This is a genomic window from Nonomuraea sp. NPDC054003, from assembly GCF_055585125.1.
Genome location: NZ_JBVJKR010000009.1, coordinates 74,217 through 91,738 on the forward strand (window position 1 = coordinate 74,217; position 17,522 = coordinate 91,738).

Below are 17,522 nucleotides of genomic sequence, written 5' to 3' on the forward strand. Positions count from 1 at the left end.
ATGGATGTCTTGGTGCTGGGTGGCACGGCGTGGGTGGGCAGGGAGCTGTCTCGGGCGGCGATGGAGCGCGGTCATCGGGTGACGTGCCTGGCGCGCGGCGAGAGCGGGGACGTCGCGGCGGGCGCGACGCTGGTGGCCGCCGACCGGCGCGATCCCGCCGCGTACGACGCGTTGCCGGACCGTACGTGGGACGCGGTCTTCGAAGTGTCCTGGCAGCCCGGGTTCGTGCGTGAGGCGCTCGGCGCGCTGGGCGGCCGGGCCCGCCACTGGACCTACGTCTCCTCCGGCAACGTCTACGCCTCCCACGCGACGCCGGGCGCCGACGAGTCCTCGCCGCTCCTGCCGCCGACCGACCGGCGCGAGGTCGGCCGGGAGCTGTACGGGGAGGCGAAGGCGGCCTGCGAGCAGGCGTCCGCGGACGCGGTGGGCGACCGGCTCCTCGTCGCGCGCGCCGGGCTCATCGGCGGGCCGGGTGACCACAGCGGGCGCTCCGGCTACTGGGTGGCCCGTGCCGCCCGTGACCCGCGAGGGCCGATGCTGGTTCCCGACACGCCGGACATACCCACGCAGGTGGTGGACGTACGGGACCTCGTGGCCTGGTTGCTGGACGCGGCGGAGAAGGGAACCGCCGGCACCTTCAACGCGGTCGGCCCGGTCGTGCCGTTCGGGGAGTGGATCGAGCTCGCCCGCGCCGCCGCCGGGCACACCGGGCCGGTGGTCACCGCCGCCCCGGCATGGCTGCTGGAGAACGGCGTGACCGAGTACATGGGCGACGAGTCGCTGCCGATGTGGCTCGTCGAGCCGGGCTGGGAAGGGTGGTCGGCCCGCGACGGGTCCGCGGCTGTCGCCGCCGGGCTGCGTCATCGGCCCCGGGCCGAACTGCTGGCGGACACCCTGCTGTGGGAGCGCGAGCAGGGGCTGGAGCGGGTCAGGCGGGCCGGCCTGAGCGCCGGGCGCGAGCGCGAGCTGCTCGACGCGCTCGGGCGCTGATCGTCGCACGTAGGTACTTTTCACAAGTTGTCACGAAATTTGCTGATCTCTGTGATTCTGGATCATCGTGTGATCGTGGAATCCCAGAAGGGAAGTACTACGTGCGACTGTTAACCCGTTCGATGGCGGTCGCGGCCTCGGCCGTCATCGCGTTATCAGCGGCGCCCGCCACCGCGGCGCCCCAGCTCGTGGTCAACGGCACGTTCGCCGCCGGCACCGCACCCTGGTGGAACTCGGCGAACACCTCGATGACCGTGGAGTCCGGCCGGCTGCGCGTCAACGTGACCGGCGGCACCGCCAACCCGTGGGACGCGATGGTGGCCCAGAACGACATCCCCCTGACCCAGGGCAAGTCGTACACTCTCTCGTTCGACGCCTCGGCCTCGGCCCCGGTCAGCGCGGTCACCACCGTGCAGCTCGCGGACGCCCCGTACACCAACACGCTGACCAAGGCGATCTCGCTCACCACCACGAGCAAGCGCTTCAGCTTCCCCTTCACCTCGGGCCTCGGCACGCCGGCCGGGCAGGTGTCGTTCCAGCTCGGCGGCGGCGCCGGTTTCAGCTTCTTCCTGGACAACGTGTCGCTGACCGAGCAGGGCGCCTCGGGCCCGGTCGGCATGACGAACGGCTTCTACGTCGACCCGAACTCCAACCCGGCGACCTGGGTGCGGAACAACCCGGGCGACTCCCGGGCGGCGCGCATCCAGTCGTCCATCGCGTCCAAGCCGATGGCCCGCTGGGTCGGCGGCTGGAGCGGTGACGTCGGCGCCTCCGTCTCGGCGTACGTGTCCGCCGCGGACTCGGCCGACAAGCTCCCCGTCCTGGTCGCGTACAACATCCCGGGCCGCGACGCGTGCGGCGGGCACTCCGGCGGCGGGGCCGGCAGCGAGGCCGAGTACCGGGCGTGGATCTCCGCGTTCGCGTCCGGCATCGGCGACCGGCCGGCGGTCGTCGTCATCGAGCCCGACTCCCTCGGCGACTTCGCCTGCATGGACGCCGCCGCGATCCAGGCGCGCAACCGCATGCTGACGTACGCGACCGAGCAGTTCCGCGACCGGGCCCCCAACACCTGGGCCTACCTCGACGCCGGCAACGCCGGTTGGGTGCCGGCCGCGACGATGGCGGCGCGGCTGGGCGACGCGGGCGTCGGCAACATCCGAGGCTTCGCCGTGAACGTCTCCAACTACTACCCGACCGGCCAGTCGGCCACCTACGCGTCCGCGGTCAACACCGCTCTCGGTGGCGGCGCGAAGTGGGTGATCGACACCAGCCGCAACGGCAAGGGCTCCAACGGCGAGTGGTGCAACCCCGCCGGCCGCCAGATCGGCACCCCCGCCCAGCTCGGCGGTGACGGCGGGACGGAGATGCTGCTGTGGGTGAAGATCCCCGGCGACTCCGACGGCAACTGCGGCATCGCCCCGGGCACCCCGGCCGGGCAGTTCAGCCCGGACATCGCGATCCGCCTGATCGACGGCACCTGACCCCCGCGAGGCCCGTCCGGCTGCCCGGACGGGCCTCTGTCCGGGTGCAGTAGATTCGCCCGCATGGGTGTGCTCGTCGACTACTTCACCGCGGCTTCCGACCAGTCCGCCCGGCTGGCCCTCGACGGCGGGCCGGCGGGCGCGAAGCTGCCGTACGTCGACTGCAAGGGATGGCTCGACGAGCTCGACACGCTCGCCGCCGAGCTGAGCGGACGCGACCTCAGCGAGTTCGGCGACAGCGAGGTCCTGGCGGACGACGGCGAGTCGGCCGGCCTGGAGCGGATGACGGCCGAGACCGTCGCCGCCCTCGCCGCGGTGGACGACGCACGGCTTCGCGAGTACGCCGAGGAGGAGCTCCTCGACGAGTACGAGCGCGAGCGCGTCACGGCCCTGCGGGACCTGGCCCGCGAGGCGGCCCGGCTCGACCAGGGGATGTATCGCTGGACGTGCGCCTGAGCGCCTCGAACAACTCCTCGCGGAGCGCGGGCGGCAGTCTCCTGCCCATGTCGAGAGCGCTCACCAGCGCCTGGTCGTCGTTGCGCTCCAGGGCATGGTCGGCGAGGAACTCCAGGCTGAAGTCGGCCTCCTCGCGGTGGCGCTCCTCCGGCAGGCGCTCCACCAGGGGCAGCACCGCCTCCACCCGCTCGCTGACCCGGTCGAGGAGGGCGTAGCGGGGCGGCCCAGGCAGGCGCTGGGCCCGGAGGTCGATGTGGTGGAAGGCGACGCCGTCGAGCTCGGCCCCGGTGAAGTCGTTGCCGATGAAGTCGTTGCGGTCACGGCCCAGCGCGGCCCGGTCGTCGTCGTGCGGGCGGCCCCAGAAGTTGACCTCCCGTACGCGGCCGAGGAAGACGCAGTCGACGAACTCGGCCTCGAACGTGGATGTCTGGTCTCGCAGCCGGGATCGGTCGAACAGGCACTTCTCGAACCGGACGTTGCCGAAGAAGGTGTGCGGCGCGAAGCGGGTGCGGCGGAACACGCAGCCGCGGAAGACCGACCGCGGCCAGCGGGCGCCGTCCCACGGTCCCCGCAGGCACGTGTCGCCCAGGGACAGCTGGTCGAAGGCCGCGCCGGTGAAGTCGCAGCCTTCGAACTCGCTCCCGTGGACGCGGAACTCCGAGAACCGCGTGCCGGAGAAGTCGACGTTCGTCAGCCGCGCCCGGTCGAAGGTCACCTCGGTGCCCCCGGCGGGCGGCTCGAACCGCTGGTCGCGGAGCTCGCCGCGGGCGATCCAGGAGGTCTGCCACGGCTCCGGGCCGGGCTGGAGGCTGAACGGGGTGTCCGCGCAGGGAGGTTCGCGCATGCGCGGAGTATCGCAGTCAGCCCCGACAGAACGCTTTCGATCACGATCAGGGCTGATTCCGGATACCCTGCCGGACGTGCGGCGATTGATCACATCTCGTGGGGTATGGCTTGCGCTGTCCGCTGCCGTCGCGGCGGTGGTGATCGTGGCGGTCGTCCGCTCCCGCCGCCCGAAGGCAGTCGTCGCGGACCCGCCCCCGGCTCCGCCGCCCGTGGCGCAGTGGCCGCCCGTGCCGATCCTCGGCACGCCCACCGCCGAGGATCTCCGGCGTTACGTCCACAGGCCCTCCTTCTTCGACCGCCCCGCGGTCGCCAAGTTCCTGGAGCCGCGCGAGCCCGGACCGCCGCTCGACGCGCCCACCCGGCGGAACCTGACCCGGTGGGGCGTCGCCGGGCTCGCGCTCGCCGTGCTGGCCGCCGGCACTTACCTGATGGAGTCCGCGGTCTTCTCCAAGGAGGACACGGGCGTGGTCGCGGAGACCGTCGTGATGTCCCCGTACGCCCAGGTGCCGGAGGACGCCGCGCGGTACACGGAGGTCCGCGAGGCGTACGTGGAGGACCCGGCCGACGCGGACTGCGGGCCCGGGAGCGCCACCCCGCGCGTGCGGAGGCCCGACCCGAAGGTGACCCGGGCCGTGAACCGGCAGTGGCGGCGGATCGAGACCTGGCTGAAGGCCAACGCCCCCAGGAGCTACCGCACGCTGGGCAAGCCCGCGAAGGCCAGGACCATCGCGGTGGCGGAGGCGCAGATGGGCCTGCGGTTCCCCGACGACCTGAAGGCCTCGCTGCTGCGCCACAACGGGGTCGTGCCGGTCCGGGACACCTGGGGGTTCGGCTTCCTGGGCAACGGGAACATGGGCGTCCGTGAGATCCGCGACACCTGGCGGATGCTCTGCGAGATCGACAGCGTGGACCGGGCCGGGCCGCGCGACGACTGGTGGGACGGGCGGATGATCCCCGTCGGCGCCAGCGGCTCGGGCGACCACCTGGTGGTCGACTCGGCGCGGCGTGACATCGGCTACACCGACCACGAGGGCGCCATGAGCTTCGAGCCGGGCGGGACCCGGATCCGCTCGTACCACGCCCTGCTGAGAACCACCGCCGACGCCCTGGAGAGCGGCGGTTCCATCGGCTGGTGGAAGCCCGAGGTGGTCGACGGCGAACTCGAATGGAAGGTCCTGTAAGCCGCTGCCCGAGGCGGATGAAGGGGCTCTTCAGGAGGGGGGCTTTGCATAACCATACGCCACAATGCATACTCTTCTCTTATGTCCAAGGTTCTCACCTCTCTGCCCATCGGCGAGCGTGTCGGCATCGCCTTCTCGGGTGGTCTCGACACCTCCGTCGCCGTCGCGTGGATGCGCGACAAGGGCGCTGTCCCCTGCGCCTACACGGCCGACATCGGCCAGTACGACGAGCCCGACATCGCCTCGGTGCCCGGCCGTGCGGTGGCGTACGGCGCCGAGGTCGCCCGGCTGGTCGACTGCCGCGCGGTGCTGGTGGAAGAGGGGCTGGCCGCGCTCGCCTGCGGCGCGTTCCACATCCGCTCCGGCGGGCGGGCCTACTTCAACACCACGCCGCTCGGCCGCGCCGTCACGGGGACCCTCCTGGTGCGGGCGATGCTCGAGGACGACGTGCAGATCTGGGGCGACGGATCGACGTTCAAGGGCAACGACATCGAGCGGTTCTACCGCTACGGTTTGCTCGCCAATCCGCACCTGCGGGTCTACAAGCCCTGGCTCGACGCGGACTTCGTGACCGAGCTCGGCGGCCGCAAGGAGATGTCGGAGTGGCTGCTCGCCCACGACCTGCCCTACCGTGACAGCACCGAGAAGGCGTACTCCACGGACGCCAACATCTGGGGCGCTACCCACGAGGCCAAGACGCTGGAGCACCTCGACGCCGGCATCGAGACCGTCGAGCCGATCATGGGCGTGCGGTTCTGGGACCACGGGGTGGAGATCCCGGCCGAGGACGTGACCATCGCCTTCGAGCAGGGCCGCCCGGTGTCGATCAACGGCAAGGAGTTCGCCACCCCGGTCGACCTGGTGATGGAGGCCAACGCCATCGGCGGACGGCACGGCCTGGGCATGTCCGACCAGATCGAGAACCGGATCATCGAGGCCAAGAGCCGTGGCATCTACGAAGCGCCCGGCATGGCGTTGCTGCACGCCGCGTACGAGCGGCTGGTCAACGCGATTCACAACGAGGACACGCTGGCGTACTACCACAACGAGGGACGGCGGCTCGGCCGGCTGATGTACGAGGGCCGCTGGCTCGACCCGCAGGCGCTGATGCTCCGCGAGTCGCTGCAGCGCTGGGTCGGCACGGCGATCACCGGCGAGGTCACGCTGCGGCTGCGGCGCGGCGAGGACTACTCGATCCTCGACACCTCGGGCCCGGCCTTCAGCTACCACCCGGACAAGCTGTCGATGGAGCGTACGGAGGACTCGGCGTTCGGCCCGGTCGACCGGATCGGCCAGCTCACCATGCGCAACCTGGACATCGCCGACTCGCGCACCAAGCTGGAGCAGTACGCCAGCATGGGCATGGTCGGCACCAGCCACTCCGCGCTCATCGAGGCCCCGCCGGCGGCCCCGACCGAGCTCATCGGCGACATGCCGGAGGGCGGCGCCGAGGCCATCGCCTCACGCGGCGACGTCGCGGACGACGACGAGCTGCTCGACCGCGCCGCGATGGAGTTCGGCACCGACTGACCGCGAACCGGGCCGTGCCCCGCGGGCCGGCCCGGCCGTAATGGCGGTATGCGTACAATTCCGGACATGCACTCCGTGGCGCTCGCCCTGTACGACGGCGCCATGCTGTTCGAGGCCGCCGCGGCCGTCGAGGTGTTCGGGATCGACCGGTCCGACCTGGCCGACCCGTGGTACGACTTCCGCGTGTGCGGCCCGAGCCGGGGCCGGGTGGGCGACTGGCTGCGGGTGGACACCCCGCACAGCCTGGACGCGGTGGTGGACGCCGACACGGTGGTGGTGTCCTCCTGCGACGTGGAGATCGGGCCGCCGCCGGGTGACGCGGTGGACGCCGTCCGGGCCGCCCACGAGCGCGGGGCCCGGATCGTGTCGCTGTGCACCGGGGCGTTCGTGCTCGCCGAGGCCGGGATCCTGGACGGGCGGCGGGCGACCACCCATTGGATGCACGCCGCGCTGCTCGCCACCCGTTATCCCCGCGTACGGGTCGATCCCGACGTCCTCTACATCGACGAAGGGACCGTCCTGACCTCGGCGGGCAAGGGGGCGGGGCTCGACCTGTGCCTGCACGTCGTCAGGAAGGACCACGGCGCGGCGGTGGCGAACGCGCTGGCCCGCCGCCTGGTCGTGCCGCCGCACCGGGCTGGCGGGCAGGCGCAGTACGTGACCGCGCCGGTGCCGGACCAGGCCGGCCAGTACGGGCTGGCCGACGTCCTCCAGTGGGCGCAGGCCCACTTGCACGAACCGCTGACCGTACGCGACCTGGCCCGCCGCGCCGGGATGAGCACCCGCAACCTCGCCCGCCACTTCCACCGCGCCCTCGGCGTCACCCCGCTGCACTGGCTGCACGCCCAGCGGGTGCACCGGGCACAGGAACTGCTGGAGACCACCGACGCCGGCGTGGAGCAGATCGCGGCCCGCACCGGGATGGGCACGGCGGCGACCCTGCGCAGGCACTTCACCCGCGCCGTCGGCGTCTCGCCCGACACCTACCGGCGGACCTTCCGCGCGCCCGGCTGACTCCGGAAACTGTCGGCGGCGTGGGGCATGCTGAGCGCGGCGAAGGGAGAGACATGGCCGAGGTGCTGTTGTTCCATCACGCCCAGGGGCTGACGTCCGGGGTGCGGGAGTTCGCGGAGGAGCTCAGGCGGGCGGGCCACACGGTGCACGTGCCCGACCTGTACGAGGGGCGCGTCTTCGAGTCGCTCGACGAGGGCGGCGGTTACGCGCAGGAGACCGGGTTCGAGACGATCATCGAGCGCGGGGGGTCCTTCGCCGCATGGCTGCCGGGCGAGCTGGTCTACGCCGGGTTCTCCCTCGGGGTGCTGCCGGCGCAGCAGCTGGCCCAGACGCGGGCGGGGGCGAAGGGCGCGCTGCTGTTCCATTCGTGCGTGCCGGTCACGGAGTTCGGCGAGTCCTGGCCGGAGGGCGTGCCGGTGCAGGTCCACGGCATGGAGGGCGACCCGTTCTTCGCCGGCGAGGGCGATGTGGAGGCGGCTCGCGCCCTCGTGGAGTCGACTCCGGGCGCGGAGCTGTTCCTCTACGAAGGCAAGGACCACCTGTTCGCCGACGGCAGCCTGCCTTCCTACGACGAGCCGGCGGCCAGGCTGATGATGGAGCGGGTGCTGGCCTTCCTCGCCCGTATCTAGTCGTAGCAACCGCCGCCGTTGTTCACCGACGGCGGGCGGGCGTCGAGGATGGGGTGCCGGGCCAGGCCTCTCGCCACCATGTCCTCTTCGCTGCCGCAACCGTACGTGAATGGGCGCGATCACCGGGGCCGGTCGAAAACGTCTGGCGATCGGCGGAGGGCAGGCGTAGGTTCCTGAGCTGTGGCCTCTTGAGATCGCCTGCGACGAGTCCGGCTCGGAAGGGGAGAAGCTCGTCGGCGGCAACACCGCCGTCTTCGCGCACGCCGCCGTGCTTCTGGGCGCCGAGGCCGCCGCGGAGTGCGTCCGCGAGACCCGCGCCCGCATCCGTTCCCCCGCCACCGAGTACAAGGCCAACCACCTGCTCCGCGGCAAGCACCGGGCGGTGCTGGTCTGGCTGCTCGCCCCCCGGGGGCCCATCTACGGCCGGGCGCGGGTGTTCCTGGCCGACAAGGCCTACTTCGCGGTACGGAAGATCGCCGACCTCATCGCCGGGGACGTGGCGTACACAGGCGCAGGCGGGGACCGGGCGCTCGCCGCGGACCTCTACCGTGAGGGGCCGGTCAGCCTCGGCCCGGAGCGGTTCACCGCGTTCCTGGAGTCGTTCAACGACGTGATGCGCCGGCGGGCCCCCGCCGAGCGGTTCTTCCTCACCGTCGAGGAGCTCGCCGGGGCCGGCGGGCGGGTGGGGGAGATCATGCGCCTGCTCGACCGGTCCAGGCAGCCGCTGGAGGACTTCCTGGAACGGCCGGGCGAGATGCCGGCGCTGGACCCGCTCATCCCGGCCATCATGCGGGCGGTCGTGCACTGGGGACGCGACCGGCGGCCGGTGTCGATCCTGCACGACGAGCACAACGGCCTGACCGAGGAGCGCGTCGCGCACCTGAAGCGGGTGGTGGACCTGGCCGGGCTGCGGCTGGCCGACTCCTTCCACGAGCCCCGGGTGCAGGTCGCCGACTTCCTGGCCGGGGTGGCCAGGCGGATCGCGGAGGACGAGCTGGGCGGGCGCGGCGACCCCGAGCTTGTCGCGCTGCTGCGCCCGTACGTGGATCCGGCGTCGGTCTGGGGCGACGAGCGGAGCTGGGCGCTGATCCGCCCGACCGGCTGAGGGGCGTCAGGCCGTCGCGGCGTCGCGCAGGCTGCTCAGCACCCAGGGCGGGCAGGCGGGGTCGGCCTCCGCCTCCGCCGTCGTCAGCCAGACGAACCCGGCCACCTCGGCGGGCGCGGCCGCGACCGGTTCGGCCTGCGGCGGCATCGGGGCCGCGAACACCACGTTGACCACCGGGTCGCCGTCGTCGGTGACGAAGAACCCGCTGGAGGCGTAGGTGAGGGGAACGCCGGTCAGGTCGACGCCGATCTCCTCGGCGACCTCGCGGCGGGCGGTCTCCTCCAGCACCCGCTGACCGGCGCCGTCCGGCTCGGCCTTGCCGCCCACGCCGGCGAGCGTGCCGGGGGCGTGCGACTCGCCGTCTCCGCGCCTGATGAGCAGCCAGCGGCCGTCGCGGCGCAGGAACACCTCGACGTTGACGACGAAGGCCGGGCGGCCGTTGGCGGTCATGGTCATGGGACGGCATCTTGACGGCACGTACTGGATAGTGTCACTATCTAACAACTGGATAGTGCTGCTATCGAAAGGATTCGAGATGTCACTCGTTCTGGTGATCGCCACCCTGGTGTTCCGGCTGCTGGGCGCGTTCGGGGTGCGGCGGTTCGCGACCTGGCGGGTCAGCGCGGCGCACGGGCTCGCGCTGTTCCTCGTCATCACGGGCAGCGCCCACTTCGCCCCCGAGGGCAGCGGCTTCACCACGACCCACGCCGACCTCGTGGCGATGGTGCCGCCGTTCGTGCCGTTCCCCGCCTTCATGGTGTACGCGACCGGCGTGCTGGAGATCCTCGGCGCGGCCGGGCTGGTGCTGAGCCGCACCCGGCGGGCCGCCGGGCTGTGGCTGGCGGTGATGTTCGTGCTGCTCCTGCCCGCCAACGTGTACGCGGCGCTGGCCGGGCAGGACGTCACGCCGCTGTGGCTTCGGGTGCCCGAGCAGGCCCTGTACATCGCGGTCGCGCGGTGGGCCGCTCTCGGGACGCGTACGGTGGAGCGTGCTGGAGATCATGTGCGTGTATGAGCCCCGCGAGGCGGGCGTTCACCGATTCGAGCCGGAGGCGTTGGGACTGTGACCGCGGGAGCACGGACGACGGGCGCGAACACCGCGCTGGCCTGGGGCGTCGTCGCCAGCGCCGCGCTCACCGGGCTCGTCTGGCTGGCCGGGCAGCGGCTGGCCGGCATCGCGTTACTCCCCGACCAGGGGGCGTCCTGGTACTACTGGAAGCTGCCCGAGCCCACCGTGTGGACACGGCTGTCGGCCTGGCTCGGCTACGCCGCCCACCAGGTCGCGTTCTGGGGCCTGATCTACTACGCGCAGACCCGGGTCCGCCGCTACACCGGCGGCCTGCACCGGGTGAACGTCGTGGCCCTGGCGGTCAACTTCGGGTTCATCCTGCTGCACCAGGCGCAGACCCAGGTGTTCTACGACGGGCTGGCGCAGGACGTGTCCATCTTCAGCTCGCAGGCCTCGGTGGTGCTCCTGCTGATCGTGGTGCTGCTCATGGAGAACCGCCGCCGCGGCCTGTTCGCCGGCCGCCCGGCGCCCATCTCGGCGGAGGTCACGTCCTTCGCCCGCCGGTACCACGGCTATCTGTTCAGCTGGGCCGCCGTCTACACGTTCTGGTATCACCCGATGGAGACGACGAGCGGCCACCTTATCGGGTTCTTCTACATGTTCCTGATCCTCTTGCAGGGCAGCCTCTTCCTCACCCGCGCGCACACCAACCGCTGGTGGACCCTCACCCTGGAGCTCCTGGTCGCCGCGCACGGCACGCTGGTGGCCTTCATGAACACCGGCCCCGACGGGGCGTGGCCGATGTTCCTCTTCGGCTTCCTGGGCGTGTTCGTCCTCACCCAGATGCACGGCCTCGGCCTCGGCGCCACGACCCGCTGGATCCTGGCCGCCTGCTACGCCGGGGCGGTGGTGGCGGTGTACGCGGTGCGCGGCATCGGCGAGGTGACCGAGGTGGTCCGCATCCCCGCCATCGAGTACCTGCTGGTGGGCGTTCTGGCGGTGCTGCTGTGGGCGGTCCTGCGCCTGGCGCGGCTGAGAAGCCCGGCGGGGACGGTCCCGCGCCGGTAGGTTCTGGGGGCATGCCGAGAAGATCGCGATTATGGGTGGGTCCCGCTGTTCTGGCTCGGTGGGCTGGCAGCCTCGGGACCGTCCGCTGACCAGGCCGGTCCTGGTCGCCCACGACCCGCGTCACGGCCTTCTGCCGGCGTGGCCCGCCGCTGGAGGGTTACGCGGGAGCCCGCCTGGCGACGAAGGCCGTCAGGCTGGGCAGTTCGTGCCGTGTGACGTCGTCGAAGCGCTCGCGCAGGGCCGCCTCCAGCGTGGCCAGCACCTTGTCCGGCAGGCGCAACCCCCGGGCGAGCCGCGACGGGGCGTCGCCGCCGTGCCAGGCGATCACCAGGCGGCCGCCCGGCTTCGTCACCCGGTGCAGCTCGCGCAGTCCCGGCTCCAGCTCCGGCCAGATGGCCACGTTGTTGACCGAGACGACGCAGTCGAACGCGGCGTCCTGCTGGTGGGTGCGGTCGGCGGTGCCCAGCCCCGGCTCGGTCCCGGGCGCCTTGCGGACGGCGAGCGCGCGCATCTCGGGTGACGGGTCGACGCCCGCCACCCGTCCGGCTCCCGTACGGCTCAGCAGCCGCAGCAGGGCGCCGGGGCCGTAGCCGACCTCCAGCACGTGCTCGCCCGGCCGGATGTCGAGCAGCGGCAGCAGGTCCCGCTGGCGGTTGGTCCAGAGCATGACGCGGCCGGCCAGGCGGCCCCTGAGGCCGGAGGGGGCGGCGAAGGACGAGTCGTGTTCGCGGCCGGTGACCCAGGATGTCGTGGTTCCCATGCACCCCAGCAAAGCGGTTCAAGCTGACTTGAAGTCAAATGGGAACATGGACGAATTCATCCCGATCGGTGAGGCGGCCCGGATGCTCGGCATGAACGCCTCCGCGCTGCGCTACTACGAGGAACGCGGGCTGGTGCCGCCGGCGGGACGCCGGCAGGGGCGGCGCGTGTACGGCAGGGACGAGCTGCGCCGGCTGGTGTTCCTGCAGAGCGCGCAGCGGCTGGGCATCCCGCTGGACACCGCCGGCGCGGTGCTGGAGGCGCCGGGGGAGCAGTGGCGGGCCACCGTCGGCGAGCGGATCGAGGCGCTGGAGGAGCTGATCGAGCGGGCCAGGACGGCGCAGGAGTTCCTGCGCCACGCGATCGACTGCCCCGCCGAGCATCCGGTACGGGAGTGTGACTTCCTGCGGGGGATCCTGGACCGGATGCTGGACGGGCTCACGCTGGAGCAGGTCGCCGCGGAGCACGCCCTCACGGACGCGCGGCCCACCGCGTAGGCGGAGGGACGGCGCTGTGATGCCTGGGTCACCAGGTGGATTTGACGTACTCGGTGAAGTCGCGTGGCTCGCGGCCCAGGACCTGCCGCACGCCGTCGGAGAGGTGGGCGTTGGTGCCCGCGTCGATCGACGCGAACAGCCGGTTCACCAGCGCGATGTGGTCGGCGTCGTAGCCGCGGGCGGCGAGCCGGGCCGCGTGCTCCTCCGGTGAGACCGGCACGTACGTGATCGACCGCCCGGTCGCGGCGGCGATCTCGCCGATCGCGTCGCCGAACGACAGCAGCCGGGGCCCTGACAGCTCGTAGGTCCGCCCGGCGTGGCCGTCGCGCAGCAGCACCTCGGCCGCCACGTCGGCGATGTCGTCGGCGTGCACGAACGGCTCCAGCCCATGGCCGGCGGACAGCTCGACCAGCCCGGCGTCGACCGGGTCGCGCAGCATCGGGTCCTCGCTGAAGTTCTGCGCGAACCAGGTCGGCCGCAGGATCGTCCACGCGCCGCCGGACGCCTTGACCGCCCGCTCGGAGGCCAGCAGGCGGTCGTCACCGAGCTTGGGCCAGTCACGGGACGACAGCAGCACCAGCCGCCGCACCCCCCGCGCGACCGCCGCCCCGGCGAACGCGGCCAGCAGCCCCGCCGCGTCAGGCCCCTGCGAGTCGACCAGGTAGGCGGCCGAGACGCCTGACAGGGCCGGTTCCCACGTGTCGTGGTCGTACCAGTCGAAGCGGGTCTCACCGCGACGCGAGGCCGCGCGGACCTCCGCACCGCGCGCCCGGAGCCGAGCGGCGACGCGCCGGCCCGTCTTGCCGGTGCCGCCCAGCACCAGGATCGTCGACATGCCCCCAGTCAACACGCCCACCCGCCGCCACGCGACCGCCAAAGACAGGAGACACCCTTCCGAAGTCCGCGAAGCGCGCCGTCGGTACACATGCCGCGGAGCGGGCCTCCAGGCAGGCGCGGACGGTGGGTTTCGGCGGCGGGACTCGCGGAGCGGGCCTCCAAGCAGGTGCCGTCGGTGGGTTTCGGCGGCGCGACTTGTGGAGCGCGCCGCCGGCGGGTGCCGGCGGCGTGGGGGAAGCTGGGGTCAGGTGGCGTTGACGTACTTTCTGGGGCGTAGCGCGTGGGCGCGTAGCGCTGCCAGGGCGGCGAACTGGCCGCCGCGGGTGAGCCGCACCGCCAGGGGGTCGGCGAAGGCGAGGTCGAGCGCCGCGAGTTGGTCGACGAGGCGGGCCAGCGCGGCCGCGACGTCGTCCGGTCCCGACGCGGGGTGCCAGCCCTCGCCGCCGACCACCTCCGCCACCTGCTCGCGGAGCTGGGCGGGGGACAGGAGCTCGCCGTCGGCCAGCAGCATGAGCGCGGCCTCCCTGGCCGACAGCTCGAACTCGTCGCCCCCGGCCAGCAGCAGCTTGGTGACCGCGTCCCACATCAGCTCCGGCGCGGAGAGCAGCTGCCGTCCGAAGCCGGTCACGGTCAGGCGGGTGCCTTCGCGGCTCAGCGCGCCCAGCTCGTGCTCGGCCAGCTCGCGCAGCCTCAGCGCCTCGGGTGACGGGGCCAGCCGGAGCGGGAGGGTGCCCTCGGACGCGGCCAGCGACAGCAGCCGGTGCAGCGCCGGGAGCGGCTGCGGGGTCACCGGCGCGTGCAGCCGCACCTCGAAGGGCTGGGCCAGCTTCCGCCTGGCCGGGCCGCGGCCCAGCACCCAGCGGTTGAGCCGCTCGCCCTGCACCCGGTGGAGCCAGCTGTCGCCGCCCAGGTCGGCGCGCGGCTCGGTGAGCCAGCGGCGGGTCAGCGCCACCCGGTCGACGCTATCGCCCGCCAGGATGGAGAGCTCCAGGGCCGCCGAGCAGGCCACGTGGGCGCCCAGCTCCTCCGGCCCCATGATCATGCTCCACTGCAGCTCCGGCACGTCCGGCGGGAGCACGCCCGTCTCCTCCAGCGCCTCGTGGTAGGCGCGGGTGCCGGCGTCCTCGCCGTCGCGGGCGTACGCGCGCAGGATCCGCGTCGTGGTCTGCGAGGTGCACAGCGCCGCGTACCGTTCGAGGCCGCCGAGCTGCAGCAGCCGCCCGAGCGAACGCGCCAGCCGCTCGTGGTCACCCCCCACCTTGAGGGGCAGGGTGTACCAGAGGAACTCGCAGACATCGAGCTGCGTCACCGTCTCCAGCGGCTCGCCGCCGGTCAGCCACTCGACCGCGGTCCTGGCCTCGTCGGCGAGGTCCGGGTGGGACCGCTCCAACTCCGCCAGCAGCGCGGCGACGTCCGGTGCACTCATGCCTCGAAGTTTGCCGTATGGACCCCAGCCCTGACGATGACCGAATCCCGTGCGTATTGGGTCTAGCACAGCGACAACCCTATGAAATCACTATGTAATGGACGGTGACTGAACTAGATCCATCGTTTGTCGAAGAGCATCCTGACCTTCCACTCCGCGTAGGGGATCAGCTCGGCCGACAGTACAGGATGCAACCACCAGAAGTTGATCAATGCGAGCAAGGCGAACCCGCCGACCGCCGCCGCCCCGTACGTCCGCCTGGCCGGGATGCTGCCGTCGGCCAGTCTCGTGGCCGGGCCTATCAGCCATCCGGCACAGAGCGTGATCGCCAGGATCATGAACGGCACCATGGGGATCGCGTAGAACAGGAACATCGTCCGGTTGCTGGAGAACGCGAAGTAGAACCACGGCAGCCAGCCCATCGCGTAGGCCAGCAGCACCGCCCCGGCCCGCCAGTCGCGGGTGGCGACGTACCACGCGATCAGCGCCACCAGCGCGGCCAGCGCGCCGAACCAGATCACCGGCGTGCCGACCCCCAGCACCGCCTCCGAGCAGGAGGACGCCCCGCAGCCCGTCTTCTCGCCCTCGTAGTGGAAGGCCACCGGGCGCAGCAGCAGCGGCCACGTCCACGGCTCGGACATGTAGGGGTGGGACGTCTCCAGGCCCTCGTGGAAGGTGAAGACCTGCCACTGGTACTGGATCCAGGAGCGGGCCGAGTCGAGGATGAAGAAGAACGGGTTGCCCGACGAGGTGGCCTGGTCCCAGTTGCGGCCGTAGCCGGTCGCGGTCGAGAACCAGCCGGCCCAGGTCACCATGTAGGACACGAACGGCACGGCGGCGAAGCCCACCAGCGCGTTGGGCACGTCCTTGGACAGCGCGCCGCCGTACGGGTTGCGCAGCCCGACGGCGCGGCGCGCGCCGAAGTCCCACATCACCGACATGGCGGCGAAGGCGACCGCGAAGAACAGCCCGGACCACTTGACCGACATCGCCAGGCCCAGGCACACGCCGGCCGCCATCCGCCACGGCCGCGCCCCCAGCCAGGGGCCCTGCGGCGACAGCGGCGAGGTCTCGTACCAGTCGACCAGCCGCTCGCGCGTCCTGTCGCGGTCGACGACCAGGCAGGCGAAGGCGGCCAGGACCCAGAACATGAGGAAGATGTCGAGCAGCGCCGTGCGCGACAGCACGAAGTGCAGGCCGTCGAGCGCCAGCAGCAGGCCGGCGAAGCAGCCGAGCAGCGTCGAGCGGGTCATCCGCCGGGCCACCCTGGCGAGGACGAGGATCGACAGCGTGCCGATCACGGCGGCGGCGAAGCGCCAGCCGAACGGGTTCATCCCGAACAGCCACTCGCCCGCGCCGATCATCCACTTGCCGAGCGGCGGGTGGACGACGTAGGAGGCGCACGGGTCGAGGCTGCCGTCGGCGCACTTCTGGAAGATGTCGGTGTCGCCCGCCAGGATCGCCTTGTCGGCGTCCTTGACCGTGGTGCGCTCGACGCCCCAGTTGATCAGCGAGAAGCCGTCCTTGGCGTAGTAGGTCTCGTCGAAGACCACCTCGTGCGGATGCCCCAGGCCGATGAAGCGGAGGATGCCCCCGAAGATCATGACGAGCAGCGGGCCGATCCAGCCCCACAGCACGCTGCCGCGCATCGCCGGAATCACCCGGTCACGCACGGAAAGCGCGCGGGGACTGCTCTCGTCAGACTCCGGGCCGCCGGAGGTCTGGTACGGGAAATCGGTCACCGCCATTCGGACATCGTACGGGTCTCAAGCCGGTGCTTCCCAAGAAACACGGCTCAATTCGGGCCGCCCCCGAGGCTGCCACAATGGCCGGATGACTGGTGAGGGCAGGCTCGTGCTGGCGGGGGCGCCGATAGGGCAGGCGGGCGACGTGTCGCCGCGGCTGCGCGAGGCGCTGGCGGGCGCCGACGTGGTGGCGGCCGAGGACACCAGGAGGCTGCGCAGGCTGACCGTCGAGCTGGGCGTGGAGATCGCCGGCCGGGTGGTGTCCTACTACGACGCCAACGAGGCCGCCCGCGCCGAAGAGCTGCTGGAGGCGCTCCTGGAGGGCCGCACGGTCGTGGTCATCACCGACGCGGGCATGCCGGGTGTCTCCGACCCCGGCTACCGGCTGACCCGCCTGGCCGTCGAGGCGGGCGTCACGGTCACCGCGCTGCCGGGCCCGAGCGCCGTCACCACCGCGCTGGCCGTCTCGGGGCTGCCCAGCGACCGGTTCTGCTTCGAGGGCTTCCCGCCGCGCAAGCCCGGCGACCGGGCCCGCCGCCTGGAGGCGCTGGCGCGCGAGGAGCGCACGATGGTGTTCTTCGAGGCGCCGCACCGGCTGGCCGCCTCGCTGGAGGCGATGGCCGGCGCGTTCGGCGCCGACCGCCCCGCGGCCGTCTGCCGCGAGCTGACCAAGACGTACGAGGAGGTGCGCCGCGGCGGGCTGGGCGAGCTGGCCGCGTGGGCGGAGGCGGGCGTCAAGGGCGAGATCACGGTCGTGGTCGCCGGCCACACCGCCGCGGACGAGGAGGCCGACCTGCCCGCGCTGGTGGCCGAGGTCGACAGGCGGGTGGCGGCGGGGGAGCAGCGGAAGACGGCCGTCGCCGACGTGGCCAAGGCGGCGGGCGTGCCCAAGCGCGAGCTCTATGACGCGGTTCACAGGCGTTCCGCCACCCCATAGTGTGCCCATGGT

Annotated in this window: 18 protein-coding genes; 12 read left to right on the forward strand and 6 right to left on the reverse strand. The window is 72.2% G+C overall.

All coding sequences use genetic code 11. From position 1 onward, the window contains the following. The 3 genes from ACZ6YG_RS24085 to ACZ6YG_RS24095 all read left to right on the forward strand — a co-directional run bounded on the left by ACZ6YG_RS24085 (position 1) and on the right by ACZ6YG_RS24095 (position 2,927). Positions 1-990 carry an NAD-dependent epimerase/dehydratase family protein gene (locus tag ACZ6YG_RS24085; protein WP_466019271.1) on the forward strand — a complete coding sequence of 330 codons (990 nt, stop codon included), beginning with the start codon at positions 1-3 and terminating at the stop codon, positions 988-990. 101 nt (positions 991-1,091) lie between these two features. Next, positions 1,092-2,471 (forward strand): glycoside hydrolase family 6 protein, encoded by a 1,380-nt coding sequence (locus ACZ6YG_RS24090; RefSeq protein WP_466019272.1) that lies wholly within the window; start codon positions 1,092-1,094, stop codon positions 2,469-2,471. A gap of 63 nt (positions 2,472-2,534) precedes the next feature. Further along, complete coding sequence (locus tag ACZ6YG_RS24095) at positions 2,535-2,927, forward strand: hypothetical protein (protein ID WP_364237283.1); 393 nt, start codon at positions 2,535-2,537, stop codon at positions 2,925-2,927. Here ACZ6YG_RS24095 and ACZ6YG_RS24100 read toward each other — a convergent pair. Continuing rightward, positions 2,854-3,771, reverse strand: a complete 918-nt coding sequence (locus ACZ6YG_RS24100) for a pentapeptide repeat-containing protein (protein ID WP_466019273.1) — start codon at positions 3,769-3,771, stop codon at positions 2,854-2,856. The two genes, ACZ6YG_RS24095 and ACZ6YG_RS24100, sit on opposite strands and share 74 nt — an antisense overlap. A gap of 76 nt (positions 3,772-3,847) precedes the next feature. On the opposite strand from ACZ6YG_RS24100, the gene ACZ6YG_RS24105 reads away from it, so the two are divergent. From ACZ6YG_RS24105 to ACZ6YG_RS24125, 5 genes are all read left to right on the forward strand, one after another. After that, positions 3,848-4,954, forward strand: coding sequence for an SMI1/KNR4 family protein (locus ACZ6YG_RS24105; protein ID WP_466019274.1), 1,107 nt, complete (start codon positions 3,848-3,850; stop codon positions 4,952-4,954). Positions 4,955-5,035: 81 nt separating this feature from the next. Beyond that, complete coding sequence (argG, locus tag ACZ6YG_RS24110) at positions 5,036-6,484, forward strand: argininosuccinate synthase (protein ID WP_271275726.1); 1,449 nt, start codon at positions 5,036-5,038, stop codon at positions 6,482-6,484. 66 nt (positions 6,485-6,550) lie between these two features. Then, a complete protein-coding gene (locus tag ACZ6YG_RS24115; protein ID WP_271275725.1) occupies positions 6,551-7,498 on the forward strand; it encodes a helix-turn-helix domain-containing protein in 948 nt (315 codons plus the stop codon). 53 nt (positions 7,499-7,551) lie between these two features. Beyond that, complete coding sequence (locus tag ACZ6YG_RS24120) at positions 7,552-8,127, forward strand: dienelactone hydrolase family protein (RefSeq protein WP_466019275.1); 576 nt, start codon at positions 7,552-7,554, stop codon at positions 8,125-8,127. A 268-nt stretch (positions 8,128-8,395) separates the two neighbouring features. After that, positions 8,396-9,232, forward strand: coding sequence for a hypothetical protein (locus ACZ6YG_RS24125; RefSeq protein WP_466019276.1), 837 nt, complete (start codon positions 8,396-8,398; stop codon positions 9,230-9,232). A 6-nt stretch (positions 9,233-9,238) separates the two neighbouring features. On the opposite strand, the gene ACZ6YG_RS24130 is transcribed toward ACZ6YG_RS24125, so the two are convergent. Next, positions 9,239-9,688, reverse strand: coding sequence for an NUDIX domain-containing protein (locus tag ACZ6YG_RS24130; RefSeq protein WP_466019277.1), 450 nt, complete (start codon positions 9,686-9,688; stop codon positions 9,239-9,241). Positions 9,689-9,767: 79 nt separating this feature from the next. Here ACZ6YG_RS24130 and ACZ6YG_RS24135 point away from each other — a divergent pair, with 79 nt between their 5' ends. Both ACZ6YG_RS24135 and ACZ6YG_RS24140 read left to right on the forward strand, forming a co-directional pair. Beyond that, positions 9,768-10,247, forward strand: coding sequence for a DoxX family protein (locus ACZ6YG_RS24135; protein WP_466019278.1), 480 nt, complete (start codon positions 9,768-9,770; stop codon positions 10,245-10,247). A gap of 48 nt (positions 10,248-10,295) precedes the next feature. Then, positions 10,296-11,309, forward strand: a complete 1,014-nt coding sequence (locus ACZ6YG_RS24140) for a hypothetical protein (RefSeq protein WP_148029075.1) — start codon at positions 10,296-10,298, stop codon at positions 11,307-11,309. A gap of 157 nt (positions 11,310-11,466) precedes the next feature. Here ACZ6YG_RS24140 and ACZ6YG_RS24145 read toward each other — a convergent pair whose 3' ends face one another. Next, entirely contained in the window at positions 11,467-12,069 is a 603-nt protein-coding gene (locus ACZ6YG_RS24145; RefSeq protein ID WP_466019279.1) for a class I SAM-dependent methyltransferase, read from the reverse strand. 46 nt (positions 12,070-12,115) lie between these two features. Here ACZ6YG_RS24145 and ACZ6YG_RS24150 point away from each other — a divergent pair, with 46 nt between their 5' ends. Then, on the forward strand, positions 12,116-12,565 hold the full coding sequence (locus tag ACZ6YG_RS24150; RefSeq protein WP_466019280.1) for a MerR family transcriptional regulator: 450 nt from the start codon (positions 12,116-12,118) through the stop codon (positions 12,563-12,565). A 28-nt stretch (positions 12,566-12,593) separates the two neighbouring features. Here ACZ6YG_RS24150 and ACZ6YG_RS24155 read toward each other — a convergent pair whose 3' ends face one another. The 3 genes from ACZ6YG_RS24155 to ACZ6YG_RS24165 form a co-directional block, all read right to left on the reverse strand. Beyond that, entirely contained in the window at positions 12,594-13,400 is an 807-nt protein-coding gene (locus tag ACZ6YG_RS24155; protein ID WP_148029078.1) for an NAD(P)H-binding protein, read from the reverse strand. A 246-nt stretch (positions 13,401-13,646) separates the two neighbouring features. Then, positions 13,647-14,828: a hypothetical protein gene (locus ACZ6YG_RS24160; RefSeq protein WP_187280929.1), complete on the reverse strand. Its 1,182-nt coding sequence runs from the start codon at positions 14,826-14,828 to the stop codon at positions 13,647-13,649. 113 nt (positions 14,829-14,941) lie between these two features. Then, positions 14,942-16,576, reverse strand: coding sequence for a dolichyl-phosphate-mannose--protein mannosyltransferase (locus tag ACZ6YG_RS24165; RefSeq protein WP_271278179.1), 1,635 nt, complete (start codon positions 16,574-16,576; stop codon positions 14,942-14,944). Positions 16,577-16,661: 85 nt separating this feature from the next. Between ACZ6YG_RS24165 and rsmI the strand changes: the two genes are divergently transcribed. Beyond that, positions 16,662-17,510: a 16S rRNA (cytidine(1402)-2'-O)-methyltransferase gene (gene rsmI, locus ACZ6YG_RS24170; RefSeq protein ID WP_148029080.1), complete on the forward strand. Its 849-nt coding sequence runs from the start codon at positions 16,662-16,664 to the stop codon at positions 17,508-17,510. Positions 17,511-17,522: the final 12 nt, after the last annotated feature.